Here is a 26,972-nt window from a genome sequence, read left to right as displayed (position 1 = left end):
GCCCGGCTGGTAGAGCAATGTCTTTGTAGGACACCGGCCTGTAGCGGGATACCCCGGTGTGTGAGTTTTGCTTCCTTTGGGTCGCGGCGGAATTCCAATTCGCCGCGACCTTCCATCGAAAACGTCGTCCGAGCTGCGCGGATGGGAGTTAGAGATGGCCGATCGACGCCCTCATGTGGTCATCGTGGTGGTCAATCTGCCGGCCGAGCGGGATCGCCGGGTGATCCGGGAGTGCCAGGGCCTGGAGGCCGCCGGCTACCGGGCCTCGGTGATCTGTCCGCGTGGCCCACGGCCGCTGACGGTGCTGCCGGGCACCGCGGCCACCACGATCCTCTCGTTCCCCCAGCCACTGGCCGGGAAGGGCGTACTCTCCTTCGCCGCCGAGTTCGCCTGGGCGCTGATCGCCGTCACCGCCCGGCTGCTCGGCCTGATGCTCCGTACCCGGGTGGACGCCGTACAGGCGTGCAATCCCCCGGACGTCTTCTGGGTCGTCGGGCTGCTGATGCGTGCCCTGGGTCGGCCGTTCGTCTTCGACCACCACGACCTGAGCCCGGAACTGTACGAGTGCAAGGCCGGGCAACCCCGAACGAGCGTGCTGTGGATGCTCCGGCTGTTCGAACGGCTCTCCTGGCGGTGCGCCACGGCCGTGGTCTCGACCAACGAGTCGTTCCGCGAACTGGCGATGAACCGGGGCGGATGTCATCCGGACAAGGTGGTGGTGGTCCGCAACGGCCCGGCACTGGCCGAGGTCCACCGGGACCGGGCCACCCGGGCGGAGACGACGGCCGGCACCGCGGATCGGTCCACGGCCGTCGAGGGCCGCGACTCGGGCTCCGGCGACGGCCAGGGTTCCGGCGACGGCCCGGGCTCCGGCGATCCGCGGCAGAAGGTCGTCTACGTCGGCGTGATCAACCCGCAGGACAACGTCGAGGCCGCCGTGCTGGCCGCCGAGCGGTTGGTGGGACTGCGCGGCACCGACGACTGGGAGCTGGTGGTCGCCGGGGACGGGGAGAGCATGCCGGAGCTGCGCCGGCTGGCCGTCCAGCGGGGCATCGAAGACGTCGTGCGCTTCACCGGCTGGCTGGAGGCCGACGAGGTCGACGAGCTGCTCTGCTCGGCGTCGATCGCGATCCAGCCGGACCGGCCGAGCCGGATGGCCGAGATGTACACCATGGCCAAGACCGTGGAGTACGTGGCCCGGGGCGTACCGGTCGTCGCCGTGGACCTGCTGGAGACCCGACGTACCGCCGACTCGGCCGCGAGCTACGTGCCGACCGGCAGTCCGGACGAGTTCGCCAAGGCCATCGACCAGCTGCTCAGCGACGAGCACGCCCGAGCCGCGATGAGTGTCACCGGACGGCAGCGGTTCATCGATGAACTCGCCTGGGACCACCAGGTGAAGTCGTACATCCGACTGTGGGATCGATTGCTCCGCCCGTCGCCGAACGGCTACAACCAAGTTTCATCCGGTAACGGGGCCGATGCCGCGCGTCTTCCAATCTGACGAATTTCCTCAGCACTTCCGCGCATCCGAAGGGGCCGTCCGATGGACCTTCTCGACCTGCTGAAGCTCATGTTTCGGCGGTGGTACGTCTCGGCCCCGATCGTCGTCGTGACGCTCGGTGCGGCCCTCGCCTTCGGCCTGGCGATCCAGCCGGAGTACAAGACCGAGGTGGCGATCCTGCTCGTGCCGCCGACCACCTCGACCGCGGCGCCGGAGCCCAACGCGACCCCGCGCCCGGGAAATCCCTGGCTGCGGATCGGCGAGAACGCGATGGCCCAGGCGGTACAGATCTCGATCTCGGCGCACGGCGCCCGGACGAAGGTCGCCACGGCCGGCGGCGACCCCGACTACGAGGTCGGGCTGGTGACCCGCAGCTCGATCCTGACCGTCGCCGTCGTGGCGGCGGACGAGGACAGCGCCCGGAAGACCGTGCAGGCGGTGACCCAGCTCATCCACGACGAGGTCGAGGGGCAGCAGGCCCAGTACGAGCCGAATCCGGGCGAACAGATCACCACCGAGGTGCTCGACCCCGGCCTGAACATCGTGCAGTCCCGGTCCAACGTGCTGCGGGCGCAGGTCGTGATCGCGGCCATCGGCGCGCTGCTGGCCGCCGTGTCGGCCGTCGTCTACGACGCGGTGGCCCGGCGCCGCGCCACCGCCCGGCTCGGACAGCGGCGGGACGGCCGCGCCCCGGTGGCCTGGAACGGGAACGCCGGCCAGGCGATCGTCGGGTCGCCACGTCCGGCGGCGACACCCACCGTGACCCCGGCGCCCGCGGCCCGGTCGGCACCATCGGCCGGGGCAACCGCCCGGGAGGCGACCCAGCCCCTGTCGATGAGCGCCGCCCGCGCCACCGCCGGATTCGGCCCGCCGGATCGGCTCGGCGCACACTCCGCCGGCGAGGGCATCGGGTCCGACCCGGAGCAGCGCGGCGGCGGGCGCCCGACCAACGACCGGAACGCCGGCTACACCGCCAACGGACGCGGCGCGACCCACACCGCCGACGATCGGGGCACCGGCCCCGACCGGACCGGCGAGCGGGCGGATCCCGGCGGTCCGGCCCGGACGGACGCCCGGCACGGCCCACCGTCCGACGAGACCATCCTGCTGAGCGGTGTCCGCAACCCCGCCGACGATTCGTCCCAATGATCATCGGGAACCCCACGAGCGCCGGCTGACGGCGCACGGACGAGACGAGCGACGTGCCGACCTATCTATCCGCGCGGCGGTCCGACACGGTGTACGACGGCATCGCCCCCGCCGTACGCCACTTCCCGGACGCGACGGCCGCGGTCATCGCGTCGATCATGCTGGCCTACCTGCTCCCCTTCCGGCTGGTCTTTCCGCCGCTGAGCGACCTGGGCAAGCCGGGACTGATGGTGGGGTTCGGCCTGCTGGTCTGGTGGGCGCTGAGCCGGCTGCATCCCACCCTGCTCACCCGGGGCCAGCAGCCGATGCGCTGGGCGATGGCCATCTACCTGGTCAGCCTCTTCCTGTCCTACGTCGCCGGGCAGGGCCGGGGCATGCCGCCGCTGGAGGCGAACGGCGCCGAACGGACCCTGCTGATGGCGCTGGCCGGTGCCGGAATTCTGCTCGCCGCGGCCGACGGGGTGCTGACCCGGGAACGGGTCGACAAGGTACTGCGGTGGTTCTGCTGGGGCTGCTCGTTCATGGCCTTCGTGGCGCTGACCCAGTTCATGATCCGGATCGACCTGACGACGTACATGAAGCTGCCTCCGTTGCTGACCTTCCACAAGGAGGTCGTCGGGTTCCGCGACCGGGGCGGCGACGGACTGGTCCGGGTCGCCGGCACCGCCGGGCACTACATCGAGTTCAGCGTGCTGATGGTGATCGGCCTGGTGGTGGCGATCCACTTCGCCCGGTTCTCGACGACCCGGCGGGACCGACAGATCTACGGGGCGCTGGCGATGTTCCAGGCCGGGGTCATCCCGATCTCGCTGTCCCGGACCGGCGTACTCGCCCTGGGCGCCGCCATCCTGCTGTTCATCCTGGTCTGGCCGCTGCGGACCACCTTCAACGTCCTGGTGGTCGGCTGTTTTCTCGCCGCGTTGATCCAGGTCGTCCGCCCCGGTCTGCTGGCCGCGATCAAGTCGTTGCTGCTGGCCGGGGAGAACGACCCCAGTGTGCAGGCCCGGGTGGAGGACTACGACTACGTCACGCCGTTCATCCGGGAACGTCCCTGGCTCGGGCGCGGCATCGGCACCTTCCTGCCCGAGCTGTACCAACTCCTCGACAACCAGTGGCTGACCACCCTCGTCCAGGGCGGCATCATCGGGGTGGTCGGGCTCGCCGTCTTATTCCTGTCCGGTGTCGTGGTCGCGGGTCGGGTCCGCCGGTTCGCCCGGACGGAACGGGACCGTGACCTCGCGTCGGTGCTCGCGGTGGCGATCGGGGTCGCCGGGGTCTCCGGCTTCACCTTCGACTCGATGTACTTCACGACCTTCTTCATCACGGTGCACGTACTCCTCGGCCTGACCGGGGCACTGTGGCGGCTCACCAGGGCGGAACGCGCCAACCGGATCGAGTCGGGCCGGCCGGGTCGCCCGGCCGACGACGCGGAGCGGAGCGGAGCGAGGGTATGACCGGAGACGGCGGCATCGACATCCTGATGATCACGTACGACCGACCGGAGTACGTCCGGTTGTCGCTGCCCCACCTGCTCCGCAGCTGCCCGGCGGACGCCCGGGTCTGGCTCTGGCACAACGGCACCGACCAGCCGACCCTGGACGCGGTCGAGGAACTTCGGCACCACCCACGGGTGCACCGGTTCCGGCACAGCCCGGCCAACGCGGGGCTGACCGAGCCCACCAACTGGCTGTGGCAGTCCGCGACCGGGACGTACCTGAGCAAGGTGGACGACGACTGCCTGCCCGATCCGGACTGGCTGAGGATCCTGCGCCGGGCACACCGGGACGTACCGGAGTTCGGCGTGATCGGCACCTGGCGCTTCCCCGACGAGGACGTCGAGGAGGACCTGGTCGCGGCCAAGCTGGCCGACTATCCCGGCGGACACCGCCTGTTCCGTAACCACTGGGTGCAGGGCAGCGGTTACCTGCTCCGGCGCGAGACCCTGGACCAGGTCGGTCCGCTCAGCGGCGGGGAGACCTTCACCGCCTGGTGCCTGCGCGCGGCCCGGCTCGGCTGGGTGAACGGCTGGTACCACCCGTTCCTGCCCGAGGACCACATGGACGACCCGCGCAGCCCGCACACCATCTACCGCACCGATGCGGACTTCATGGCCCGCCGGCCGCTCTCGGCCCGCCGTACCGGGGTGACCACCGTCGCGGAGTGGACGGCCCAGATGCGGCACTCGGCCCGGGTGGTCCAGGCGGCACCATTGGACCTGCGGGAGTACCAGGGTTGGCGACTGCGCCGCCGCAACGCCACCCGCCGGATCCGGCTCGCGTTGACCGGACGGGCACCGTGGTGACCAGCGTGGTCATTGCCGCGCACAACGAGGCGGCGGTGCTCGGCCGGACCCTGCGGACGCTGTTGGCGGACGCCGATCCGGGCGAGTTCGAGGTGGTCGTGGTGGCCAACGGCTGCACGGACACGACCGCGGAGGTGGCCGGCTCGGTGCCCGGGGTCACCGTGCGGGAACTGGCCGCGCCGTCGAAGCCGGCCGCGCTGAACGCGGGTGACCGGGCGGCGCGGGGCTTTCCCCGGATCTACCTCGACGCCGACATCGAGCTGACCACGACCGGCGCCCGCGCCCTCGCCGCCGCGGTCGCCGGGCCGGGTGTGCTGGCCGCCGCGCCGCGCCGCCGGCTGGACACCACCGGTCGTCCACTGCTGGTACGCGCCTACTACGCGATCAACGGCCGGCACCCGGCCTACCGCGGCGCCCTGTTCGGTCGGGGTGCGATCGCGCTCGCCGAGGCTGGCCGGGGACGGTTCGGGCCGTTCCCGGACGTCATCGCCGACGATCTCTTCCTCGACTCGCTCTTCGGTAACGCCGAGAAACGGGAGGTGACCGAGGTGTCGACGCTGGTGGCCACGCCACGGCGGACGGCCGACCTGCTGCGCCGGCTCGGCCGGGTCCGGGCCGGCAACGCCACCCTGCGCGCCACCGACGAGCAGGTCCGGCGGGCCCGCCGGGCGTCCTGGCTGGTCGACGTCGTGCTGCCCCGGCCGTGGCTGATCCCGGCCGGGATCTGTTACGCCGGGCTGACCGTGCTGGCCGCGACGGCGGCCCGGCGACCGGCCGCCCGTGGCCAGTGGGGACGGGACGAGTCCAGCCGGACGACGGGAACGGCGTCGTGAACCCGGCGGTGAGCGTGGTCGTGGTGTCGTACGAGACCCGCGAGTTGATCCTGACCGCCCTGGCCACCCTGCGGGCGGCCTGCCCGAGCGAGCCGTACGAGGTGATCGTGGTCGACAACGCCTCGACGGACGGCTCGGCGGCTGCGGTGGCGGCGGAGTTCCCGGAGGCCCGGGTCGTCCGGCTGGCCGAGAACGTCGGCTTCGGTCGGGCCGTCAACGTCGGCGCGGCCCGGGCCCGGGGCGACTGGCTGCTGTTGCTGAACCCGGACACCGAGCCGGTCGGCAACGTCATCGGGGAGTTGCTGGAGTTCACCCGTGCCCATCCGGGGCACGGCATCTACGCCGGTCGTACCCTCGGGGTCGACGGCACCGACGACGGCCACTCGGTGTTCGGGCCACCCTCGCTGTGGACGTTCACCTGCTTCGCCACCGGCCTGTCCAAGCTGTTTCCGCGGTCCCGGCTGTTCAACCGGGAGGCGCTGCCCTGGCTGGACCGGGCGACCCCGGTCCCGGTGCCGGCCGCGTCCGGCTGCCTGCTGCTGGTCCGGCGCTCGCTCTTCGCCCAGCTCGACGGCTTCACCCCGGACTACTTCATGTACAACGAGGACATCGACCTCTGCCTGCGGGCGACGGCGATCGGCGCCAGTCCGATGCTGGTGCCGACGGCCCGGGTGGTGCACGTGGGCGGTGCCGCGTCGACCAGCGCCGGCAAGCGGGTCATGCTGCTGCGGGGCCAGGTCACGTTCCTCCGGCTGCGCTGGTCCCCCACCCGGGCCGCGGCGGGCCGGGCGCTGCTGCTGGTCGGCATCGCGGTCCGGGCGGTGGGCTCCCGACTGACCGGCCGGGCCGGCTACTGGCGCGAGGTGTGGCGGCAGCGGCACGCCTGGCTGACCGGGTGGCCACCGGCCGGCGGCCTGCCCCCGATCGAGGTCACCGAGCCGGTTCCGCCCAGCCCGAGGGGCACCCCGCAACCCTCGGCCGACAACCACTGACCCGACGGTCTACGTCAGCTCGGGTCGCCCGGCATCGGCTGGTCGGCGAACGCCGCGACGGTCCGGTCGGCGTACGCGCTGGCGTCGCCGGTCTCCATCGGACCGTCCCAGGTTGACGGCAGCGGGACCGGCACCTCGGGGTTGACCCGCCGGACCACCTCGTCCAGTACGGTCTCGGCGTCGCCGACCCAGAGGTGCTTGGCACCCGGTACGCCGACCACCTCGGCCTGGGGCACGACCGCGAACCGGCGGCGGGCCTCGTCCGGTCGGAGGTAGTCGTCGAACTCGGGTACCAGTGCGGTCAACGGCCTGCCGGACTCGGCCCACCGGGCCAGATCGTCCTCGGTGGTGGTGCGCAGCGGCGGGGAGAGCAGGATCGCGCCGACGATCGCGGGGTCGCAGCCGTGTCGCAGGGTCAGGTCGGTGCCGAAGGACCAGCCGAGCAGCCAGATGTTCGGCAGTTCGGCGAACTCGGCGTACTCGATCGCCGCCGCCACGTCGAACCGTTCGGCGTTCCCGGCGTCGAACGTCCCCTCGCTGGTGCCGCGCACGCTGGTGGTGCCCCGGGTGTTGAACCGCAGCACCGCCAGGTCGGCCAGGGCGGGCAGCCGCCAGGCGGCCTTGCGGAACACGTGGCTGTCCATCATCCCGCCGTGGGTGGGCAGCGGATGCAGGCAGACCAGGGTGGCGACCGGGTCCCGATCGACGGGGAGCGCCAGCTCGCCGACCAGGCGCAGGCCGTCGGCGGTGTGCAGCTCGATGTCCTCGCGGCGGGCGGGCAGGATGCTGGCGGCGCGGATGGCTGAACTCACAGGGATCAGTCTTACCCGCCCGCGCCGGGCGGGGCAGCCGTCCCGGGACACCGTGACGAAGATCCCTCGGATCGTCCGGGGATCAGCCGTACCTGGGGGCGCTGCGCGAGCGTTCCACGCCGGGGCCGCGCCGGTCCCGTGCCCGCCAGCAGCCGGTGTGCCAGTGCCGGCGGTCTGTCAGGTCGCCCTGTCCGTCGGCCGGCCAGGCGACCAGGTGGGCGACGCCGGGGCGAATCTCCTGGGAGCACCCGGGACAGCGGTAGGTCTTGGTCGCCGCGCTGCCCGGAATGTTGCGGACCTGCCACTGTCCGTCCCGCCAGGTCTGCACCGAGCCGACCCCCCGTTCCAGCCGCTCACGGTCCAGCGGCGGGGCGTCCTCCGGGCGCGGACGGTTGCGACGCGGGCTCACCTTTCCAGCGTACGTCTCCGGCCTCCCCTCGCCGATCAAGGCACCTGACCTGCGGTTTTGTCGCTCTTTGTGGTTGTCGGATCACGGTCAGCGGTGGGCATGAACGGATCAAACGGGGCTAACGTCCACGAATAGTCCCTCGTCCGACGATGCGGACTTGAGCACAAGGAGGGCGCCATGTGGAGCAGACGTACCTCGACAGCAATCCTGCTGGCAGCACTGGTCGTCGTGATGGAAACCCCGAAACCGACCCTCGCGGGTGGGCCCGGTGAACCGATCCTTGCGGACTTCAACGACGACGGCATCATCGACCGGGCGGTCCTCGGGGCGATCCATCCCAACCTCTGCTCGCTGATCATCCAGTACGGCTCGGCCCCCGGGGTGTTCCTGCCGCCGATCGCCTACACCTACCAGCGGCCCGGCGTCGACGTCGGCACCAACTGCCCGGACATCGGCACCGCCTTCGACGCTGACAACGACCGCTTCGACGAGCTCTGGCTCGCCTGGAGCGACACCGTCCCGCCCGGCATCACCTACAACCGGATCGCGATCGACCAGGACTTCACCACGATCACCACGTTCACCTCGCCGCTACCGAACCCGACCTACCTCGGCACCCAGGACTTCACCGGCACCGGCGTCGTCTCGCCCTTCGCCGTCGGCCCGGGCGGCTACTACACGAGCATGATCGTGGACGGTGTCGCCGTACCCGGCCTCGCGCAGTGGTGCTCGGCCAATGCGCCGGCCTTCCAGCACGCCGACTTCGACCGGGACCGGCGGGTGGACGTGGTGCTGTCGTACACGGACGGCTGCACCGACCACGGCAACGGCGTGGTCGTGCTGCTCGCCACCGGCGAAAGACGGCAACTGGAACTCGACCTCACCGCCCAGGACACCTGGCGGGCCCAGGTGGCCAGCTTCGGCAGCGACCGGTTCCTGGATGTCCGCACCCAGAACCTGCGCACCGGTGAAGTCAACTTCTTCCACGGCGTCGGCAACGGCGACTTCGTCAGGGGACCGAGGGCGCAGTCCGACCGCGTCCAGCTCGCCAGGGTCAGGCCGGTGGCGATCGACGTGCTGGCGAACGACTACGCGACGTCCACCGCCCAAATCGTGATCACCGTGCCGCCCCGGTACGGCACGGCACGGGTGCTGTCCGACAAGCGGATCCTGTACAGCCCCCGGCAGCAGCACGGCCTGACCGACCGGTTCACCTACCAGATCCGGAGCGAGGGCCGCCGGAGCAGTGCGGTGGTCCGCATCAGCTTCCCTGAGAGCCCGCCCGGTCCCCCGGACACCCGAGGGCGAGCGGCATAGGGCCACGGTCACCATCCAGTTTCCCGAGTGAACGCGGCCAACACCGCGCTGAGCTGCGCTTATGTCGTGCCGAACCGGTGTCGGATCACGGTCAGCATCGGTCGGTATCGAAAGAATCGGTCTACCGTCCCAAACATGGGCCGGTCCGACCTGGCCTATCAAAGCACCACATAGGGGGTAGGCGATGCGGAGCGTTCGCCTCACCACTGCGGCCGTGCTGGCCGTGATCATCGCCGGCCTGACCTGGCCGGCGCCCACCGCCCGGGCCGGCGGCCCCGGCGAGACCGTCTACGGCGACTTCAACGGCGACGACATCCTCGACGCCGTACAGCTCGGTGCGGTGAGCCCCAACTACTGCTCGAGCATCGTGCAGTACGGCACGGTGTCCGGCACTCTGCTGCCGCCCATCGCCTTCATCTACCTGCAGCCGGGCGGCGACCCCAGCGAGAACTGCCCGGACATGGGAGTCGCGGCCGACTTCAACGAGGACGGTACCGACGATCTCGGCGTCGGCTGGAGCAACCCACCGGCCGGCCTCGACTACAACCGCCTGATCCTCTATCCACCGAACTTCCAGCCCTCGTTCCGCTACCTGTCGGTAATCACCCATCCCACCTACTTCGGTACAGGTGTGTTCAGTCCCGGTGCCCCGCCCACGCCGTACGCGATCGGGCCGGGTGGGATCGCCAACTCCATCATCCAGGGCAACACCGTCGTTACCGGGCCGATCCGGTACTGCTCGCTCGACACCCCGACGGCACAGCTCGCCGACTGGACGCAGACCGGCGTCGACGGCGTGCTGCTCGCCTACACCAGGGGCTGCGCCGACGCCAGCAACGGCGTCGTACGCATCCGCCCGGACGGCTCCGTCCAACAAATCGAGATCGACCCGGCCGGGCGGACCCGGTGGACCGCCCGGGTCGTCAACGCCAACGGAGACCGCTTCCCCGACGCACGCACCGTCAACCAGACCACCGGCCAGGTCAGCTACTTCATCAACACCGGCAGCGACGGAATGTTCCTGCTGGTCCGCTCACCACGCGCGAACACCGACCGGGTCACCCTCGGCACCGTCAGGCCGCTCGCCATCGACGTGCTCGGCAACGACTATGTCAGCCGCTACGGCACCGTGACGATCACCAGCCCACCCCGGTACGGCACCGTCCAGGTCCTCTCCGACCGCCGCATCCTCTACCGGCCGAACCCCCGGCACGGCCGCACCGACCGGTTCACCTACCAGCTCACCGACGAGGGCAGGCGCTCCAACGCCACCGTCACCATCGGATTCCCGGCCTAGCCGGGCCACACGTCGAGGTACCAGGAGGGGCCATGTGGCGCAGACGTACCGCACTCGCGATCGTGATCGTGGTGGTGGCCGCCACGGGCGGTGCGGTCGCCTGGGCACCACCCCGCGCCTGGGCCGGCGCCCGGGGGGAGCAGGTGCTGGGCGACGTCAACGGCGACGGTTTCGCCGATCGGATCACCCTCGGCCTGGTCCAGCCCGACTTCTGCTCGGTGATCGTCGAGTACGGCACCGCGTCCGGCGACTTCCGGCTGCCCGTCGCGTTCGTCTACCTCCGGCCCGGTGGTACCGGCCTCGGCACCCGCTGTCCCGAATTGGGCGTGGCCGTCGACCTGACCGGCGACGGGCGTGAGGAACTGGTGGTGGCCTGGTTCCCGGGCCCACCGCCGACGGTGCCGTACAACCTGATGGTGCTGAACAACGCGTTCCAGCCGTCGTTCGGCCTGCTCTCGGCGATCTTCGCGCCGTATTACGTCGGCTCCGCCGACTTCAACGGGGACGGGCGGGAGGACGTCTACTCGCTGACCGACCAGGGTCAGGGCATCGAGACGTACCTGAACCAGGGCAACGGCACCGTGACACCGGGGCCGGCGGAGTGGTGCGCCCGCCCGATCGACGTCGACCTGCGCGACTTCGACCAGAACGGCGCCACCGACATTCTGAACAGCTACTTCGAGCGCTGTCTCTCGCTCTTCGCCAGCGGTGTCGTGGTGGTACTCGACGACGGCACGGCCCAGGAACTGCAACACGACCCGATCGGCCTGGATACCTGGACCGCCACGGTGGTCAACGCCAACGGGGACCGGATCCCGGACGTCCGCACCGTATCCCGGCTGACCGGCGTGGTCGAGTACTTCATCGGCACCCCGACGGGCCAGTTCGTGCGGTCGCCGAGGGCGAACACCGACTCGGTCACGCTCACCGGCACCAGGCCGGTGACCATCAACGTACGGGCCAACGACCAGGCCACTACGCAGGCCCAGGTCACCGTCGTCGTCCCACCGAGGTACGGCACCACCCGGGTCATCAGCGGTGGCCGGATCATCTACACGCCCAGGGCGAGCCACGGTGCGACCGACCGGTTCACCTACGAGCTCACCGAGGGCGCCCGCCGGAGCCGCGCAGTCGTCTACATCCGGTGGACCGGATAGCCCAACCCGGCGGGTTGGCGAGCCTGAGGAGGCATGCCATGAGGGGTAGGCGGATCGCCGCCGTCACCATGGCGGTAACCATCACGACAGCCGGCTGGGTGGGCTCGGGGATGTCCAGCGCCATTGCGGGAGGCCCGGGTGAGCCCATCATCGCCGACGTGAACGGGGACGGCCGGGCCGACCGGGTGGTGCTCGACTTCGTCATCGTCGGCACCTCGACAGCCTGTCGGACGGTGGTCAGCCTGGGAGTGGTGGGCGGTGGGCTCGGTCCGGCGCAGCCGTACACGTACCTGTCCCTGCCGCGGGACGAGCCGAACTGCGCGGACATGGGGGTGGGGCTCAACCTCGACGCCGACCCGGCGGCCGAGCTGGCGGTGGGCTGGTTCGCCGGTCCGCCGACCACCGTGCCGTACACCCTGCTGGTACTCGACAACTTCCGGGTCACGCGCGGCTTCCACACCATCTTCCAGCCCAGCTTCATGGGCACCGCGGACTTCGACGGTGACCGGCGGCTGGACATGTACGAGTGGACCGACCAGGGCGCCGGGTTCGCCAGCTACCTGGCCACGGGTACCGGCCTGCTGGTGCCCGGACCGGTCAAGCACTGTTCCGGCCCGCTGACCAACCGGCTCGCCGACTTCAACCGGAACGGTGCGACCGACGTGGTGATCGCGTACATCGAGGGCTGCGCGGCGTACTTCAGCGGAGTGGTGGTGGTTCTCGACGACGGCCGCCAGGTTCACCTGAGGACCGACGTCGAGGGGTTGGCGAGCTGGACCGTCGAGGTGGCCGACGCCAACCGGGACGGCGTGCCCGACGTGATCACCTACAACCAGCTCACCAATGCGATCGACACCTTCATCGGCGTCGGCAACGGCACCTTCGTCCTGTCGCCCCTCGCGGTGCGCGACTATCCGACGGTCAGTGGAAGCAGGGCCACCGGCATCGTGGTGCTGGCCAACGACTTCGCCAGCGACCGGGCCAGGGTCACCATCTGGACGCCCCCTCGGCACGGCACGGTGAAGGTCACCACCAACCGCACCATCATCTACACCCCGAATCGGGTCCACGGCAAGACCGACACGTTCGTCTACCGGCTCACCCAGGACGGTAAGACCAGCAACGCCTCGGTCAGCATCAAGATCATCGGCTGAAACCGGCCGGCGCCCGTTCGGCCCGGCGGCCCCACCACGAAGGAGCGCCATGTGGAGAAAAGCGATCGCGGTGCTGGCCGTCTCGACGACGATCATCGCCATCAGCGTGGTGCCGTCGGCTGCGCAGGCCGCCGGACCGAACGAGCCGTTCCTCGGTGACCTGAACGGAGACCGGCTGCTCGACTGGATCAGCCTGAGAAACCTGCCCGACGCGTGCGCGGTCGTGGTGCAGTTCGGCCGGCCGGGCGGTGGCTTCCTGTTGCCGCGGCAGTACGTCTACCAGGTGCCCGGGAGTCCCGGGACGCTCTCCTGCCCACAACTCGGCGTGGCCGTCGACCTGGACGCCGCCCCACCGTTCCAGCCCGGCCCGGCCGAACTGGTGCTGGGCTGGTACGAGGGTCCGCCCAGCCGCTCCGGCCTCGACCTGCTGGTCCTGCGGAACTTCGTCGCCTCGGCGTGGATCCCGTCGATCGACCGGCCCAACTACATCGGACTGGCCGACTTCAACGGCGACCGGCGGTTGGACGTCTATCTCTGGACCGATCAGGGCGAGGGGTTCGCCAGCTATCTCAACCCCGGCACCGGAGGGCTGGTTCCCGGTCCGGTCCGATACTGCGCCGGCCGGGTCCAGTACCGGCTCGCCGACTTCGACCGGAACGGCGCGGTGGACCTCGCGGTCGCGTACGCCGACCGGTGCGACGACGGTGCGAACGGAGTCGCCGTGGTGCTCGCCAACGGTAGCGTGGTCAACCTCCTGGGGGGATACGACAGCACGCCGAGCTGGACGATCCACGTGCTGAACGCGGACCGCAACAACCTCCCCGACGTCCTCACCTACCAACAGCCGAGCGGGCGACGCTGGACCTTCCTCGGCATCGGAAACGGCGGGTTCGTCATGTCGCCGGTGGCGAGACAGGACGTCGTCACGGTCGGCGCCGACGGCTCCGTCCGGATCCCGGTGCTGGTCAACGACTGGGCCAGCCGACGGGCCGTCGTCAGCATCAGCACACCGCCGACCGACGGCACCGCCGTCGTCAGAGACCGACGGACCGTCGTCTACCGTCCGGGCCCGACAGCCGGCTCCGTCGACCAGTTCAGCTACCGGATCACGCAGGACGGTCGGACCAGCGGGGCCACGGTCCTGGTCAGAATCACGCCCTGAGCTGGCCGCCCTACCCCGGATCCGGTTCGGTAAACCATCCTGTCAAATCACTGTCAGCACAGGACATATCACGTTAAGTACAATCTAATCTCCTGCTAAGAGCCAGCCCGTCGACGAGGCTGACCGGGCAGAGGAGGCACCATGTGGGGACGGCGCATCGCGATGGTCGTCGTCGCGGCGACAGCGGCCACCGTCGGTCTGACCGCGTCGCCCGCCCGGGCCGGCTGGCAGGACGAACCGATCATCGCGGACGTGAACGGGGACGCCCGCCCGGACCGGAACACCCTCGGCGCGCTGCCCGGCAACTCCTCCTGTGCGGTACGGGTCGAACTCGGCCTGCCCGGCGGAGGCTACGGCCCGGCGCAGTCCTATCCGTACCTGCCGTCGACGGAGTACTGCCCGGACATGGGGGTGGGACTCAACCTCGACAGCGACGCCCCGGCGGAGCTGGCGCTCACCTGGTTCTCCGGTCCACCTCCCTCGATCAGCAGCACCCTGCTGGTGTTGGACGGCTTCGCCGTCTCGGGCGGCTTCGACACCATCTTCCAGCCCAGCTACATCGGCACCGCCGACTTCAACGGAGACGGACGCCAGGACATCTACGAGTGGACCGACCAGGGCAGCGGCTTCGCCACCTACCTCAACACCGGCACCGGGGCGCTCACCCCCGGCCCGGTCCGGTACTGCTCCGGCCGACCGCAGTACCAACTCGCCGACTTCGACCGCGACGGCGCGATGGACGTGACGATCGCGTACGCCGAGGGTTGTGGCACCTACTTCACCGGTGTGGTCGTGGTGCTCGACGACGGCACGGTGGTGAACCTCCAGGGCGATCCCACCGGCGAGCAGTCCTGGACCGTGGCCGCGACGGACGTGAACGGCGACGGGATCCTGGACGTGGTCACCACCAGCGGGGCCGGCGCGCAGAGCGTCTTCATCGGCACCGGCACCGGCGGCTTCGTCCCAGCCCCGACGGCGATCCGGGACAACCCGAAGGTCAGCGGGGCCAAGGCCACCGGTATCCGGGTGCTGGCCAACGACTTCGCCACCGAGGGCACCAAACTCAGCATCGTCGCCGCGCCGGCGCACGGCACCGTGCAGGTCACCACGGGCCGGACCGTCATCTACCGGCCGCACCGCAACGACAAGGCCCGGTCCGACCGGTTCGTCTACCGGCTGACCCAGGACGGCCGGACCAGCAACGCCACGGTCAGCCTCCGGATCGCCCGCTGAACGGGAGGGCCGCCGTCTCCCGGAACCCGCGACCGGTCCCGCGCCCCAGGAAGCCGGCGGTCACCAACTTCTCCAGCAGCGGCGCCGGGGCGAGTCCCGGCTCCCGAAGCTCCCGGTAGAGACCCCGCTGGACCGCCAGGGCAACGTCCAGGCCGACCAGATCCAACATCTCGAACGGGCCCGCCGGATATCCGCAGCCCAACTTCATCGCGTGGTCGATGTCGTCCACCGTCGAGTACGACGCCTCCAGCATCCGCACGGCGTCGTTCAGGTACGGAAAGAGCAGCGCGTTGACCACGAACCCGGCCCGGTCCCGGCAGACCACCCCGGTCCCGCCCAGCGCGGCGCAGACCGCCCGCGCGGTGGCGATGGCCTCCGTCGAGGAACGGACGGTCTGGACGATCTCCACCACCGGCCCGACCTGCGCCGACAATCCGGCGGGCCCGGCGGGTCCGGCGAAATGCAGCCCGAGTACGTCCGCCGGCCGGCGGGTGGCCATCGCGATGTCGATGACGGGCAGCGTGGCGGTCGTGGTGGCGAGCAGTGCGCCCGGCCGGCAGACCTCGTCCAACGCGGCGAAGAGGGCCCGCCGCACGCCCGGGTCCAACCCGTCCACCGCTTCCACCACCAGGTCGACGTCGGCCAGTTCATCGAGCCTGGCGGACGTCTCCGACACCTCGGAACTGGCGGACTCTTCCGGCACGTCGGAACGGACAGCCCCCTCCGGCGCCTCGGAGCTGGCGGACTCCTCCGGCTCCCAGGACAGCACGACGACGTCGTACCCGGCTCCGGCGAAGACCTCGCCGAGCCCGGCGGCCGCGGCGCCGGACCCGATCACCCCGACCCGCGCGACCGGACGAGCGCCGTCGACCGGTGCCGACGACGGGGTCTGGTCGTCGGGTACGACGGTCGACGAGCCCGGCCCGGCGTACTGGTAGAAGCCCTGGCCGGACTTGCGGCCGAGCAGTCCCGCCGTGACCATCTGCCGGAGCAGCGGCGCCGGAGCGTGCCGGCGGTCCCGGCCACCCCGCCGGTACATGGTGTCCAGGATCTCGTACGCCGTGTCCAGGCCGATCAGGTCCAGCAGTGCCAGTGGCCCCATCGGCAGCCCACAGCCCAGCTTCATCGCCGCGTCGAGGTCCTCGCGGCCGACGTACCGCGACTCCACCATCGCGACGGCCTGGTTGAGGTAGCCGAACAGCAGCGCGTTGGCGATGAACCCGGCCCGATCGGTGATGGTCACGTCGACCTTGCCGAGCCGGGCGCAGAGCGCCTCGACCGCCTCGACCACCTCGGTCGAGGTCGTCACCGTCCGGATCACCTCGACCAGCTTCATCACCGGGGCGGGATTGAAGAAGTGCATCCCGATCACCTGACTCGGCCGCTCGGTGGCAACGGCGATCTCGGTGACGCTCAACGAGGAGGTGTTGGTGGCCAGGATGGCGCCCGGCTTGCAGATCCGGTCCAGCTCACCGAAGAGCCGCCGTTTGAGGTCGAGCTGTTCGGGCACCGCCTCGATCACCAGGTCCACCTCGCCGAGCGCCGCCAGCCCGACGGCGAAGGTGACCCGACCGAGCAACGCGTCCCGGTCGGCGGCGGTCAGCCGGCCCCGGGCCACGGCCCGATCGGTGGAGCGGGTGAGCGTCGCCTGACCACGTTCCAGGGCGGCCGGAGTGATCTCGACGGCGACCACGTCCACCCCACCGCGGGCGAACACCTCGACGATCCCCGCCCCCATCGTGCCCAGCCCGACGACGCCAACCTGCCGTACGCCGCCCCCGCCGGTGAACTCGCCCACCACTGCTGACCTCCGACTTCGTCGCGGACGGCCGCCTGAACGACCGCTGAGGAAACTGCGGCGAGTCTGCCACTCGGCGCTGGCCCGGTTAGGAAGGGGCCCTTCTTATACGGAAAACGATAAGAAGGGGCCCTTCCTTACAGCAATTCCAGCAGGGCGGCGACGAACTCGGCGGGGCGCTCGATGTTCGGCGAGTGACCGCAGCCGGGGAGGACGATCTCCCGGTAGCTGCCGCCGGCCGCCGCGTACCGGTCCAGGACCTCGCGGGTCTGTCCGATCATCGGCTGCGGGGGGCACACCTCGGCGCCCGGCCAGCCAGGCACGACGCCGAGCTGGCCGAGGTACGCCAGGTCGAAGAGCGAGGTGTCCGAGACGATCACGTCGGCGTCGCCGCGTACCCAGGTGACCGGCGGCTTGGTCGGGACGGCGACCAGCTCGTCGGCGATCCGGAAGTGCTTCGGTGCCATGGTGTTGAGCACGCCCCGGTCTCCCGGTGCCATGCCCGGCCAGCTGTCGGTCTGTTCCATGGTGCCCGGGTAGTTGTCGTCGCCGGTCGTGGTGGAGAGCACGGAGTCGAGGAGCAGTTCCTCGTCGTCGCCGAGCGAAGCCGGATCGGCCACGTAGGCGGTCCGGAGCACGTTGCGCGGGCTGGTCCGCGCGTCGCTGCTCCGGTCGGCGGCGGCGAGCCGTTGGACGAATTCCGCGCTCGCCGTTCCACCGCCGGTGCCGGCGAAGTCGGGCGTGGTCGGGGTGCCGGCCAGGTCCCGGGTGCCACCGAACCCGTACGGCGAGACCGGCGCCGCCAGCAGCAGACCCGCCACCCGATCGGGCCGGTTGACGAGCAGGCACATCGCCACTCCCCCGCCCAGCGAATGCCCGACCACCACCGGCCGGGCGTCCGCCCCACCGAACAGCGCCGGCTCGTCGAGCAGCGCGGCGACGTCGTCGGCGAAGGCACGCAGGCCCCGGGTGGCGTCCACCGGCGCGGCCTCGGTGCCGCCGTACCCGCGCAGGTCGGGGGCGACCAGGCGCAGGGTCGCCGGCAGCCGGCGGATCAGCGGTCGCCAGAAGTCGGCGGACGAGCAGTTACCGTGGATCAACAGCACCGGAACGCCGTCCTCGGGGCCGGCAACCAGCACCCGCTGCTTGATGCCGTTGGCCAGAATTTCGTGTCGCTGGATCTCCATCCAGGCGATCATGCCAGCCGGGCCGGGTCTGCCCCATGTGGCGACCCGCCATATTTCCGGGCCGCTCGTCGGGCCGTTGCACCACCGGGAGGCCGGATCACCGGCAGCGGGCGTCGAAGGGGTGTCCGGGTTACTGGAGGACGAGATAGGCCCAGGTCATCGAGCCGGCGAGGGCCACAAAACCGCCGATCATCAGCAGCATCCGGCGGGACCGCCGGGGCGTACCCATCAACTGGGTCGGTGCGGTCAGCGCGCCGGCCGCCGCCTCCGCTGGCACCGGGGCCCCGGCAACGGCCGGACCCGCAGCCGGAACCGAACCCGGAACCGGAAACGAACCCGGAGCCAGAGCCGGAGTCTGCGGCGGCGGGAGCAGCGCCCGGTGGCGCAGCGGGGTCAACTGGTCGGTCGCGGCGGCGCCGGGATCGAAGAAACGCAGCTCGACCTGCCCCAGCCGGAGCCGGTCCCCGTCCCGCAGCTCGGTGAGGCCGGACAGCCGCCGGTTGTTCAGCCAGGTCCCGTTGGTCGACCCGGCATCGGTCAGCAGTACCCGGCCGTCGACGAGTTCGACGGTGGCATGTCGGCGGCTGACCTTGGGATCGTCCAACAGCACGTCGACGCCGTCCTCCCGGCCGATCCGGCGCACTCCCGGTCGGAGCCGGAAGCTCGCGCCCTGCAACGGTCCGCTGGTCACGGTCAGCACCGGTAACAGATCCAGCTCGTCGGACATGGATCGCCCCCATCGGCCTTGCCCCGAGCCGACGCGGCAACGCCGGCCCCAGCCGGCACGACAACGCCAGCTCCGAGCCGACGCGGCAACGCCGGCCCCGAGTCGGCACGGCAACGCCGGCTCCCCGCAGGTCAGCTTCCCATCCGGTGCCGGCTGTGCTCCACGTCCTGCCGGACCGTGTCGGCGTACCCGGGGAGGGGATCCAGCCTCGCCGATTCGGCGGATGAACCGCGCCGATCATGCTCATTCACGCGTCTACCCGCGAGTAACGTTCGGGCCTAGACTCGCGTCATGACGACCGTGAGCGTTCCCGGCGTGCCCGCGATCGAGGACGGCGAACTGATCTCCACGAATCCGGCGACCGGGGAGTTGGCTGGCCGGTTCCCGGTCGCGGACGCCGACGACGTCGCCCGGGCGGTCGGGCAGGCCCGGGTGGCGGCGAAATGGTGGGCCGGGCTCGGCTTCGCCGGCCGTCGGACCCGGTTGCTGCGCTGGCGGTCCGTGCTCGCCAACCGGATCCCCGAACTCGCCGCGCTGTCCCGGCTGGAAACCGGCAAGCCGATCGCCGACGGTGTCGTCGAGGCCGTGAGCGCGATCGACCACCTCGACTGGGCGGCCCGGAACGCGAAACGGGTGCTCGGCCCCCGCCGGGTACGTGGCCGGCTCGTCATCGCCGAGTTCTCCGCCCACCTCGAATACCAGCCCTACGGCGTCGTCGCGATGATCGCGCCCTGGAACTATCCCGTGCTGACCCCGATCGGCGCGTTCGGGTACGCCCTGGCCGCCGGGAACGCGGTGATCCTCAAGCCCAGCGAGTACACCCCGGCGATCGGGCAGTGGCTGGTCGACACCTTCGCCGAGGTGGTACCCGAACATCCGGTGCTACAGGCCGTCCACGGCCTCGGCGACGTCGGCGCCACACTGTGCCGCTCCGGCGTCGACAAGGTCGCCTTCACCGGCTCCACCACCACGGCGAAGAAGGTGATGGCCGCCTGCGCCGAGACGCTCACCCCGGTCGTCCTGGAGGCCGGCGGCAAGGACGCGATGATCGTCGACTCCGACGCCGACCTGGACGCCGCCGCCGAGGCCTGCGTCTGGGGCGCCCTCACCAACGCCGGCCAGACCTGCATCGGCATCGAACGGGCGTACGTGGTCGAGCCCGTCTACGACGCCTTCGTGGCGAAGGTGGTCGCGAAGGCATCCCGGCTGACCGTCGGGCCCGAGGACACCGACCTCGGCCCGATCACCATGCCCGGCCAGATCGAGGTGATCCGACGGCACATCGACGACGCGATCTCGCGCGGCGGACGGGCCGTACTCGGTGGACCCGACGCCGTGGCGCCGCCGTACGTCCGGCCGACCATCCTGGTGGACGTACCCGAGGAGGCCGCCGCCGTACGCGAGGAGACCTTCGGGCCCACCCTCACGATCGCCCGGGTCGCCGACGCGGACGAGGCCGTCGCCCGGACCAACGCGGTGTCGTACGGCCTGGGCGCATCCGTCTTCGGCCGGCGCCGCGCCGTCGAGATCGCCGGCCGGATCCGGTCCGGAATGGCCGCTGTCAACTCCAGCCTCACCTTCGTCGGAATGTCGACACTCCCGTTCGGCGGGGTCGGCGACTCCGGCTTCGGCCGCATCCACGGCGCGGACGGACTGCGCGAGTTCGGGCGGAGCAAGGCGGTGACCAGACGGCGTGGCCCCTCGGTGTTGCCCTCGATGACGTTCGAACGGACGTCCGCGCAGGTCGAGCGCATCATCAAGGCAGCCAAAATAATGTACGGGCGGTGAGCGCGAACTGACCGATCGTAGGGACAAAAGGACGACTAAGACATCCCTGGTCGCCTCCCGCATCGGTAGCGTTCGCCAAATGGGGCTGCACGCGTTGCGATTCCGCCTGGTTGACAGCGAAAACTCCTGGGGCGCCAAGCGGCGGCAGCGCCGAGCCGGCTGGCTCGCCGAAACATTTCCAGATTTGGCGCAGATGTCCGTGATCGACCTTGGCGGCCGGGTGAGTACCTGGGCGCAGAGCGCGGTACGGCCGAAGCACGTACACGTGGTGAACCTGGAGGACGCCCCGGCCGACGTACCGGGGTGGGCGGAGGTCGATCGCGGCGATGCCTGCGCACTGCCCCCGCACATCGCCAGCCGCCGCTACGACCTGGTCTTCTCCAACTCGGTGCTGGAACACGTCGGTGGGCACGAGCGCCGGCTACGGTTCGCCGAGACCGTCCACGCGCTCGCCGACGCGCACTGGGTGCAGACGCCGTACCGCTACTTTCCGATCGAGCCACACTGGATCGCCCCCGGGATGCAGTTCACCCCGGTCCGGCTGCGGGTAGCGGTGGCCCGCCGATGGCCGCTCGCGCACACCCGCCCCGACTGCCGCGAAACGGCGATGCAACAGGTGCTCTGGACCGAACTGGTCGACCGGTCCCAGATGCGGCACTACTTTCCACACTCGCAGATCCGGGCCGAGCGGCTGGCCGGACTGATCAAGTCCCTGATCGCGGTCCAGACCGGCCGCGCCTGACAGAGATGTAAGGAAGGGCCCCTTCTTATCGTTTTCTGTTGTAGCGGGGGCCCTTCCTAACACCTCACAGGTTCGGGGTCGTCAGCCGGCGTATGCCGGATCTGGCCGGCTTGCCGGGTCTGCCAGGCTCAGCAGGGTGGTGCCGGTCGAGTCGTCCACCAGGGCGACCCGGACCTGCTCCGGTGCCGCCTCGGCCGCCGGCACGGCGAAGATCGCGGTCGCCGGTCGGCCCTGGTAGCGGGCCGAGTAGCAGACCATCCGCCAGGACTGCTCCAGCCAGTGCTCCCGGACGTCCGAGGTGAGCAACGCGGCAACCTGCCGGTACGCGCCGCTGAGCTGGAGTTGTTGGACGCTGGCCAGCAACGGGACGCCGGACCCGCCCCGCAGCGGATGGGTGAGCCGGGCCCGGAGCCGGCGCAGCGGCAGCAACCAGGCCGCGTCGAACTCGGGCGACAGGGCGACCAGCACCGCCACCTCGGCGAGCAGCAGCGCGACCGAGGCGGCCGGATGGTCGGCCAGGACCGACAGCCAGTGCCCGCCGCCGGCGGCGACGGCACCGAGCAGACCCGCCAGGGCCAGCCCTCCGGCGCGGGAGATGCTCCGCCCGGTGACCGGGGTGGCCTTGGCACTCAGGCAGCCGCACGACGATCCGGGCGCGGTGCGGCGGGCGTACCAGAGGTAGCCGACGAAGCCGGCGGCGAGCGTGGTGGCCGCGATCGGCTCGGCCACCGGAGCCGGCGGGACCACCAGCAGAATGCCGAGTGCCAGCTCCACGCCGCCGAGAAGCCGGTACGCCGGCACCGCCCGGTCGGTGCCGAGCAGCGTGCCGAGCGCCGACGTGCCGACCTGCGCGGCCGCGCGCCGGTCGAACAGCTTGATCCGGGCGGACCAGATCAGCACGGCGCCGATCAGCAGGGACTGGAGTGCCGCCATCGACTGGAGCATTGTGCCCTCCTCTCTTCCCGGAGAGGTGTTAGGAAGGGCCCCCGCTACAACAGAAAACGATAAGAAGGGGCCCTTCCTTACACCTCAGTTGGCGGCGTAGACCGTGGCGATGCTGATCTCGTTGGTGTCGGGGTGCCAGGCACCGATGATCTGTACGTGCCCGCCGACCCGGAGCAGCGAGACGTCGGAGATGGCGGGGGTGCCGTTGTAGACGGCGGCGGTGGTGCCGGGTACGACGTGCCCGATCAGGCGCTTGCCGTGGTGGTCGAGGTGCAGCACGTTGCGACCGACCGAGGCGACGTGCGCGGTCAGGTTGACGATGTTGGCCCAGAGGGAGTCGGCGGCGAGGGTGCCGTCGGGGAGCCGTACGCCCCGGACGTACATGCCGTCGCCCTTTTCGAGCCGGTCGAACGTGGTCGGCTGGAACTTCCAGATGCTCGTACCGTTGGTGACCTGGATGCGGTGCAGTGCGCCGTCGGAGCCGGCGAGCAGCACCACGCTGCCGTTGATCGTGGTGACCCGGCCCTCGGCGAAGTTCGGGTCGGGTTGCCCGGGTACGACCTTGACCGGTTCGGCGGCGAAGGCGGCCTCCGGGGCGAGCGAGCCGAGTGCGGTGGCGCCGGCGATGCCGGCCCCACCGAGTACGGCGGTGCTGAGCAGTCGGCGGCGGTCCATGGTGTTCGCCATCAGAGCCTCCCTACACGACGTCGACGGAGCAGGGCCGGAGCCCCGTGGACAGGCTGGCGATCGCGCTGTACGCCGCCGGGGTCAGGTCGATGATCCGGTTCGTTCCGCAGGACGAGCCGCAGCAGGCGCGCTCGCCGCAGAAGAGGTCGGTCTGCGGTCCACAGTCGGCGATCGAGGTGCCGACCCGTGCGCCGTTGCACAGGTTCGTGGTGTAGTGCACGAACCCGCAGGTCCGCCGGCTGAGGCTGGTGCCACAGGTGTCCGGTCGGGTGATCGCGAGACAGGCTGCCGAGGCGTTCGGCCAGGCGTGCTGGTAGTTGCCGGAGGTGCAGGTTCCGCAGGCGCCTCTGCCGGTCGACGCGCAGGGGCCCCAGGCGCTGCCGCAACAGAACCAGGACACCTCTCCGGTCACAGCTGCCATGATCGGTCCTCCCTTCGGGGGTTAAGGGAAACGACGTTGATCAATATTGACGACAATTATTGCGACAGAAAACCACGGCGTCAATCATGACTCTGAAAGTTTTCTTCAACTGTCCGGCTCGTCGCCGATGACCCCGGAGGTCACGATGAGCTGGTATCGGTGGCCCGGGTGACCCGGGCTCCCAACGCCCGGAGGTAGTCGATCAGCTCCGGCGGCTCGTGCACCTCTAACTCGCAACCGAGGGTGGTACGTCGGGGTGAACGCGTAAGAGCTTCCGGGTGACGAAGTCGGCGGCGTCCGCGACGCCCGGCTGGTCGCCACCAACCGGCGCGTCCTCGGCCGGCAGTTCGCGGGGCGGCACCCGGACGCCGGTACGGCGCACGATCCTGCGCTGGCCGGAGGGCAACTCCGCCAGCCACCATTTCGTCGCCATGGAGCGGCCGGACGCGTTCGCCGCCGACCTCCGTACCTTCTTCGCTAAGGTCCGCTGATGCGGCAACTGTCGTTCGCGCAGGTGTGCGCCCGGCGTCTGGAGCGGCAGGGGCTGGTCTCCCCGCTGCCCGGGGCCGGGCCCGGAGCCAGGCCCGACGCCAGGTCCGAAGCCAGGTCCGAAGCCGGGCCCAGGCCTGCTGACGTGGCGGCCCGGCTCGGCGGGGTGCACGCCCAGGTGCTGTCCGCCGCCGAGCTCTCGATCGGGCTCCGCACCCGCGACACCACCCGGGTCGACGTACGGGAGGCGCTGTGGACCGAGCGCAGCCTGGTCAAGACGCGCGGCCCCCGCTTCACCGTGCACCTGCTGGCCACCGAGGACCTGCCGATGTGGACCGGTGCGCTGTCGGCCCTGCCGATCCAGACGCACAAGCTGCTCAGCGACGAGCAGGCCGAGCAGGTCGTCGCGGCGATCGCGGACGCGCTCCGGGACGCCGAGCTGACCACCGACGAGTTGACCGAGGCGGTCGTGGCGCGTACCGGGCCGTGGGCGGGTGACCGGGTGATGGACGCGTTCCAGGACAAGTGGCCGCGCTGGATCGAGGCGATGTCGCTCGCCACCCGGCGCGGTGCGATGTGCTTCGGTCCGAACCGGGGCCGCCAGATCACGTACACGAACCCGGCCCGCTGGCTGCCGGGTTTCCAGCCCGCCGAGGCCGGAACGGCGCTCGCCGAGGTGGTCCGGCGTTACCTCTACGCGTACGGCCCGGCCACGCCGACACACTTCGCCCAGTGGCTGGCGGCGCCGAAGCGCTGGGCGACGGAATTGTTCGACTCGCTCGGGGCAGAGTTGGAGCAGGTCTCGGTCGCCGGCACTGCCGCCTGGGTGGTGGCGGGCGACACCGCCGCCCCGACCGGGTTGCCGGACGGGGTACGGCTGTTGCCGTACTTCGACGCGTACCCGGTCGGGTGCTTTCCGCGCGAGCACGTCTTCCCCGGCCGAGCCGCCGAACGGGCGTTGGCGGGTGGCCAGGCCGGCAACTATCCGGTCCTGCTCGTCGACGGGGTGGTGGCCGGCGTCTGGCACCAACGCCGCTCTGGCCGCCGCCTCGACGTCACGGTCGAGCCCCTGACCCGGCTCACCGCCGCGCACCGACACGACCTCGACGACCAGGTGCAACGGATCGGCGAAATCCTCGAAGCCACCCCCCGGCTAACCATCGGCGAGGTAGCTGTCGGCCCACACGCCTAACCCCCGAGCAGTGTAAGGAGGGGGCCCTTCTTATCGCTTTTTGTAGATGCGGGGGCCCTTCCTAACACTCCTGGCCTGCCGGGTCAGGGAGCGGCCGGCGGCGGGCCGAGCGGTACCGCCGGGTACGAGGGCTCGGTTTTCGGCAGTGGCGGGCGACCGAAGCGGTGGCCGAGCCAACCGGCGGCGGCGATGCCGACCAGCACGCAGGCCGAGCCGAGGAGTGCCGCGTTCCGGTAGCCGATCGCACCGTTCGCCCAACCGACGAAGGGTGCGAGCCAGCCGACGCCGGCCGACAGTCCGATCAGGATGATCAGCAGTAGCCAGCGGACCGGCAGCACCCGTCCCGCGAAGACCAGGATTCCGACGACACCGGTCAGCGCCATCAGCGGCCCCAGCACGACCAGGAGTCGGCCGAGGAGGGCGATGACCTCGTCGCTTGCCATCCCGGGGATGCCGAGGAGTCCACCCACGCAACCCAGGACCAGCGGGACCACGAACCAGACGACGGTGACCCTCCCCCGCCGGGCCGCCAGCCAGCCACCCAGGCCCATCGCCGCCAGTGCGACCAGCAGCGCGAGCACGATCTCCTGGGCGAGCGCGCCGGGATCGATCCCCGACGGGTCGGCCCGGCGGGCCGTTCCGCCGTAGCCGTCGAACTCGACCCGGGTCCACCGACCGTCCGGCTCGCGGACGGCGACACCGTCCCGGCCGTTGGCCACCACGACGACGTGTCCGGCGCTCGTCGGCTGCACGACGAGCGCCACGGAGGAGAGGTAGATTGCCGGATCGCCGAGGTCGTCGTAGGACCGGCTCAGATAGCGGCGTGCCTCGTCCGACACCTCCCAGCTCGTTCGCCAGGTGGTACCGGAGTCGGTGGTCTCCTGAATCCGCAGTTTCCCCGGCACCACGCGGTAGCAGTGCGCCGGCTCCCCCGGTACGCAGCCCTGGCCGGTTCCGGCCGGTAGCCCGGACCGCTCGGCCTCGAAGGCCGTCTCCTCGGCCGAATCCAACGCCCGCCAGCCACGCCCGTCGCGCTCGCTGAGCCACCAGATCTCGGGCTGCCGGTCACCGGCGTGGTAGGCGTTGGCCTGGCCCACCACGATCTGGTTCCGCCAGACCGTCACCGCGACCGCGTCCGGATAGAACGGCGCGCTGGTGGCCACCACCGCGAGTACGGCGCCCGGCAGCAGCACGAGCGCGCCGAACCGACGTACCGCCCGGCGCGTCGCCGGATGTCGCCGGGCCCGGGTCCACACCCAGCCGCCGACGGCGAGCATCGGCAGGGCGGCGAGGTCGGTACGGTCGGCCAGGATCACCGACGGCCCGGTGAACCCGCTCCAGACCGCGGAGGCGGCGGCCGCCCCTCCGGCGGTCGCCTTGACCGCGGTGAAGGCGAGCCCGGTGACGCCGATGCTGGCGAGCGCCACCGGGGTTCCGGGCAGCCTCGGGGCGAGCCCGGCGACCACGGTGGCGAGCAACGGCGCCGCGACGAGCAGGCCGGCGAAGTCACTGAGCTTCCCCGTGACCAGCCCCGGGTACTCCGCCTTGAGGAGATGGTCGTTGACCACGAGCGCGACGATCGCCAGCACGGTCACCGGATGTCCGAGCCAGGCGAGCATCACCGGTGGGGTGTCCCGGGTGCGGCTGTCGTCGTCCATGTTGACGACGATTCCGC

At 70.9% G+C, this 26,972-nt stretch carries 25 protein-coding genes; 16 read left to right on the top strand and 9 right to left on the bottom strand.

Features of this window, described 5'->3' with window-relative positions; genetic code table 11:
- The first annotated feature begins 154 nt into the window (after nt 1–154).
- The 6 genes from ACFP2T_RS39950 to ACFP2T_RS39925 are packed head-to-tail and all read left to right on the top strand — an operon-like array spanning nt 155 to nt 6,780.
- A complete protein-coding gene (locus tag ACFP2T_RS39950) occupies nt 155–1,504 on the top strand; it encodes a glycosyltransferase family 4 protein (RefSeq protein WP_377431791.1) in 1,350 nt (449 codons plus the stop codon).
- A gap of 42 nt (nt 1,505–1,546) precedes the next feature.
- Nucleotides 1,547–2,653 (top strand): hypothetical protein, encoded by a 1,107-nt coding sequence (locus ACFP2T_RS39945; RefSeq protein WP_377431789.1) that lies wholly within the window; start codon nt 1,547–1,549, stop codon nt 2,651–2,653.
- Nucleotides 2,654–2,706: 53 nt separating this feature from the next.
- Nucleotides 2,707–4,107, top strand: a complete 1,401-nt coding sequence (locus ACFP2T_RS39940; RefSeq protein ID WP_377431786.1) for an O-antigen ligase family protein — start codon at nt 2,707–2,709, stop codon at nt 4,105–4,107.
- Nucleotides 4,104–4,955 (top strand): glycosyltransferase family 2 protein, encoded by an 852-nt coding sequence (locus ACFP2T_RS39935; protein WP_377431783.1) that lies wholly within the window; start codon nt 4,104–4,106, stop codon nt 4,953–4,955. The genes ACFP2T_RS39940 and ACFP2T_RS39935 overlap by 4 nt, the downstream gene beginning before the upstream one ends.
- A complete protein-coding gene (locus ACFP2T_RS39930) occupies nt 4,952–5,788 on the top strand; it encodes a glycosyltransferase (protein WP_377431781.1) in 837 nt (278 codons plus the stop codon). The genes ACFP2T_RS39935 and ACFP2T_RS39930 overlap by 4 nt, the downstream gene beginning before the upstream one ends.
- Entirely contained in the window at nt 5,785–6,780 is a 996-nt protein-coding gene (locus ACFP2T_RS39925; protein ID WP_377431778.1) for a glycosyltransferase family 2 protein, read from the top strand. The genes ACFP2T_RS39930 and ACFP2T_RS39925 overlap by 4 nt, the downstream gene beginning before the upstream one ends.
- A gap of 14 nt (nt 6,781–6,794) precedes the next feature.
- Here the strand turns inward: ACFP2T_RS39925 and ACFP2T_RS39920 are convergent, their stop codons facing one another.
- Entirely contained in the window at nt 6,795–7,592 is a 798-nt protein-coding gene (locus ACFP2T_RS39920; protein WP_377431776.1) for an alpha/beta hydrolase, read from the bottom strand.
- Between the two features lie 82 nt (nt 7,593–7,674).
- Nucleotides 7,675–7,956: a ligand-gated ion channel gene (locus ACFP2T_RS39915; protein ID WP_377432379.1), complete on the bottom strand. Its 282-nt coding sequence runs from the start codon at nt 7,954–7,956 to the stop codon at nt 7,675–7,677.
- A 222-nt stretch (nt 7,957–8,178) separates the two neighbouring features.
- Between ACFP2T_RS39915 and ACFP2T_RS39910 the strand changes: the two genes are divergently transcribed.
- The 6 genes from ACFP2T_RS39910 (at nt 8,179) to ACFP2T_RS39885 (ending at nt 15,321) form a co-directional block, all read left to right on the top strand.
- Nucleotides 8,179–9,318 carry an Ig-like domain-containing protein gene (locus ACFP2T_RS39910; protein ID WP_377431773.1) on the top strand — a complete coding sequence of 380 codons (1,140 nt, stop codon included), beginning with the start codon at nt 8,179–8,181 and terminating at the stop codon, nt 9,316–9,318.
- Nucleotides 9,319–9,502: 184 nt separating this feature from the next.
- Nucleotides 9,503–10,615: an Ig-like domain-containing protein gene (locus ACFP2T_RS39905; protein ID WP_377431770.1), complete on the top strand. Its 1,113-nt coding sequence runs from the start codon at nt 9,503–9,505 to the stop codon at nt 10,613–10,615.
- Nucleotides 10,616–10,647: 32 nt separating this feature from the next.
- Nucleotides 10,648–11,772: an FG-GAP-like repeat-containing protein gene (locus ACFP2T_RS39900; protein ID WP_377431767.1), complete on the top strand. Its 1,125-nt coding sequence runs from the start codon at nt 10,648–10,650 to the stop codon at nt 11,770–11,772.
- A gap of 38 nt (nt 11,773–11,810) precedes the next feature.
- On the top strand, nt 11,811–12,926 hold the full coding sequence (locus ACFP2T_RS39895; protein ID WP_377431765.1) for an Ig-like domain-containing protein: 1,116 nt from the start codon (nt 11,811–11,813) through the stop codon (nt 12,924–12,926).
- A gap of 49 nt (nt 12,927–12,975) precedes the next feature.
- Nucleotides 12,976–14,088, top strand: coding sequence for an Ig-like domain-containing protein (locus ACFP2T_RS39890; RefSeq protein ID WP_377431762.1), 1,113 nt, complete (start codon nt 12,976–12,978; stop codon nt 14,086–14,088).
- 141 nt (nt 14,089–14,229) lie between these two features.
- A complete protein-coding gene (locus tag ACFP2T_RS39885; protein WP_377431760.1) occupies nt 14,230–15,321 on the top strand; it encodes an FG-GAP repeat domain-containing protein in 1,092 nt (363 codons plus the stop codon).
- Here ACFP2T_RS39885 and ACFP2T_RS39880 read toward each other — a convergent pair.
- The 3 genes from ACFP2T_RS39880 to ACFP2T_RS39870 form a co-directional block, all read right to left on the bottom strand.
- Complete coding sequence (locus tag ACFP2T_RS39880; protein WP_377432377.1) at nt 15,299–17,059, bottom strand: 3-hydroxyacyl-CoA dehydrogenase family protein; 1,761 nt, start codon at nt 17,057–17,059, stop codon at nt 15,299–15,301. The two genes, ACFP2T_RS39885 and ACFP2T_RS39880, sit on opposite strands and share 23 nt — an antisense overlap.
- A 197-nt stretch (nt 17,060–17,256) precedes the next feature.
- On the bottom strand, nt 17,257–18,306 hold the full coding sequence (locus tag ACFP2T_RS39875) for an alpha/beta hydrolase (RefSeq protein ID WP_377431758.1): 1,050 nt from the start codon (nt 18,304–18,306) through the stop codon (nt 17,257–17,259).
- A gap of 130 nt (nt 18,307–18,436) precedes the next feature.
- Nucleotides 18,437–19,033 (bottom strand): FHA domain-containing protein, encoded by a 597-nt coding sequence (locus ACFP2T_RS39870; RefSeq protein ID WP_377431755.1) that lies wholly within the window; start codon nt 19,031–19,033, stop codon nt 18,437–18,439.
- Nucleotides 19,034–19,324: 291 nt separating this feature from the next.
- Between ACFP2T_RS39870 and ACFP2T_RS39865 the strand changes: the two genes are divergently transcribed.
- Together ACFP2T_RS39865 and ACFP2T_RS39860 are read left to right on the top strand one after the other, a co-directional pair.
- Nucleotides 19,325–20,821 carry an aldehyde dehydrogenase family protein gene (locus ACFP2T_RS39865; protein ID WP_377431753.1) on the top strand — a complete coding sequence of 499 codons (1,497 nt, stop codon included), beginning with the start codon at nt 19,325–19,327 and terminating at the stop codon, nt 20,819–20,821.
- A 79-nt stretch (nt 20,822–20,900) separates the two neighbouring features.
- Entirely contained in the window at nt 20,901–21,563 is a 663-nt protein-coding gene (locus ACFP2T_RS39860; protein ID WP_377431750.1) for a class I SAM-dependent methyltransferase, read from the top strand.
- Nucleotides 21,564–21,644: 81 nt separating this feature from the next.
- On the opposite strand, the gene ACFP2T_RS39855 is transcribed toward ACFP2T_RS39860, so the two are convergent.
- The 3 genes from ACFP2T_RS39855 to ACFP2T_RS39845 all read right to left on the bottom strand — a co-directional run bounded on the left by ACFP2T_RS39855 (nt 21,645) and on the right by ACFP2T_RS39845 (nt 23,616).
- Nucleotides 21,645–22,508: a MauE/DoxX family redox-associated membrane protein gene (locus ACFP2T_RS39855; protein WP_377431747.1), complete on the bottom strand. Its 864-nt coding sequence runs from the start codon at nt 22,506–22,508 to the stop codon at nt 21,645–21,647.
- 84 nt (nt 22,509–22,592) lie between these two features.
- Nucleotides 22,593–23,195, bottom strand: coding sequence for a cell wall protein (locus tag ACFP2T_RS39850; RefSeq protein WP_377431745.1), 603 nt, complete (start codon nt 23,193–23,195; stop codon nt 22,593–22,595).
- Nucleotides 23,196–23,205: 10 nt separating this feature from the next.
- Nucleotides 23,206–23,616, bottom strand: a complete 411-nt coding sequence (locus ACFP2T_RS39845) for an RlpA-like double-psi beta-barrel domain-containing protein (protein WP_377431743.1) — start codon at nt 23,614–23,616, stop codon at nt 23,206–23,208.
- Nucleotides 23,617–23,894: 278 nt separating this feature from the next.
- Here ACFP2T_RS39845 and ACFP2T_RS39840 point away from each other — a divergent pair, with 278 nt between their 5' ends.
- Together ACFP2T_RS39840 and ACFP2T_RS39835 are read left to right on the top strand one after the other, a co-directional pair.
- Nucleotides 23,895–24,107: a hypothetical protein gene (locus ACFP2T_RS39840; protein ID WP_377431740.1), complete on the top strand. Its 213-nt coding sequence runs from the start codon at nt 23,895–23,897 to the stop codon at nt 24,105–24,107.
- Nucleotides 24,107–25,297 (top strand): winged helix DNA-binding domain-containing protein, encoded by a 1,191-nt coding sequence (locus tag ACFP2T_RS39835; RefSeq protein ID WP_377431738.1) that lies wholly within the window; start codon nt 24,107–24,109, stop codon nt 25,295–25,297. Before ACFP2T_RS39840 ends, ACFP2T_RS39835 begins: the two co-directional genes overlap by 1 nt.
- Before the next feature lie 83 nt (nt 25,298–25,380).
- On the opposite strand, the gene ACFP2T_RS39830 is transcribed toward ACFP2T_RS39835, so the two are convergent.
- A complete protein-coding gene (locus ACFP2T_RS39830; RefSeq protein ID WP_377431735.1) occupies nt 25,381–26,955 on the bottom strand; it encodes a hypothetical protein in 1,575 nt (524 codons plus the stop codon).
- Between the last annotated feature and the right edge of the window lie 17 nt (nt 26,956–26,972).

The sequence above is a fragment of the Plantactinospora solaniradicis genome (assembly GCF_042658085.1).
Lineage (GTDB): Bacteria > Actinomycetota > Actinomycetes > Mycobacteriales > Micromonosporaceae > Plantactinospora > Plantactinospora solaniradicis.
The sequence above is the reverse complement of the archived record's forward strand: the minus strand, read 5'-3'. Positions and strand labels throughout refer to the sequence as shown.

Excerpts from the sequence above, each read along its gene's own strand:
- ACFP2T_RS39950 (WP_377431791.1), top strand. The coding sequence starts at position 155 with ATGGCCGATCGACGCCCTCATGTGGTCATCGTGGTGGTCAATCTGCCG.
- ACFP2T_RS39945 (WP_377431789.1), top strand. The coding sequence starts at position 1,547 with ATGGACCTTCTCGACCTGCTGAAGCTCATGTTTCGGCGGTGGTACGTC.
- ACFP2T_RS39935 (WP_377431783.1), top strand. The coding sequence starts at position 4,104 with ATGACCGGAGACGGCGGCATCGACATCCTGATGATCACGTACGACCGA.
- ACFP2T_RS39910 (WP_377431773.1), top strand. The coding sequence starts at position 8,179 with ATGTGGAGCAGACGTACCTCGACAGCAATCCTGCTGGCAGCACTGGTC.
- ACFP2T_RS39905 (WP_377431770.1), top strand. The coding sequence starts at position 9,503 with ATGCGGAGCGTTCGCCTCACCACTGCGGCCGTGCTGGCCGTGATCATC.
- ACFP2T_RS39900 (WP_377431767.1), top strand. The coding sequence starts at position 10,648 with ATGTGGCGCAGACGTACCGCACTCGCGATCGTGATCGTGGTGGTGGCC.
- ACFP2T_RS39895 (WP_377431765.1), top strand. The coding sequence starts at position 11,811 with ATGAGGGGTAGGCGGATCGCCGCCGTCACCATGGCGGTAACCATCACG.
- ACFP2T_RS39890 (WP_377431762.1), top strand. The coding sequence starts at position 12,976 with ATGTGGAGAAAAGCGATCGCGGTGCTGGCCGTCTCGACGACGATCATC.
- ACFP2T_RS39885 (WP_377431760.1), top strand. The coding sequence starts at position 14,230 with ATGTGGGGACGGCGCATCGCGATGGTCGTCGTCGCGGCGACAGCGGCC.
- ACFP2T_RS39880 (WP_377432377.1), bottom strand. The coding sequence starts at position 17,059 with ATGGGGGCGGGGATCGTCGAGGTGTTCGCCCGCGGTGGGGTGGACGTG.
- ACFP2T_RS39875 (WP_377431758.1), bottom strand. The coding sequence starts at position 18,306 with ATGGAGATCCAGCGACACGAAATTCTGGCCAACGGCATCAAGCAGCGG.
- ACFP2T_RS39870 (WP_377431755.1), bottom strand. The coding sequence starts at position 19,033 with ATGTCCGACGAGCTGGATCTGTTACCGGTGCTGACCGTGACCAGCGGA.
- ACFP2T_RS39865 (WP_377431753.1), top strand. The coding sequence starts at position 19,325 with ATGACGACCGTGAGCGTTCCCGGCGTGCCCGCGATCGAGGACGGCGAA.
- ACFP2T_RS39860 (WP_377431750.1), top strand. The coding sequence starts at position 20,901 with ATGGGGCTGCACGCGTTGCGATTCCGCCTGGTTGACAGCGAAAACTCC.
- ACFP2T_RS39855 (WP_377431747.1), bottom strand. The coding sequence starts at position 22,508 with ATGCTCCAGTCGATGGCGGCACTCCAGTCCCTGCTGATCGGCGCCGTG.
- ACFP2T_RS39850 (WP_377431745.1), bottom strand. The coding sequence starts at position 23,195 with ATGGCGAACACCATGGACCGCCGCCGACTGCTCAGCACCGCCGTACTC.
- ACFP2T_RS39845 (WP_377431743.1), bottom strand. The coding sequence starts at position 23,616 with ATGGCAGCTGTGACCGGAGAGGTGTCCTGGTTCTGTTGCGGCAGCGCC.
- ACFP2T_RS39835 (WP_377431738.1), top strand. The coding sequence starts at position 24,107 with ATGCGGCAACTGTCGTTCGCGCAGGTGTGCGCCCGGCGTCTGGAGCGG.
- ACFP2T_RS39830 (WP_377431735.1), bottom strand. The coding sequence starts at position 26,955 with ATGGACGACGACAGCCGCACCCGGGACACCCCACCGGTGATGCTCGCC.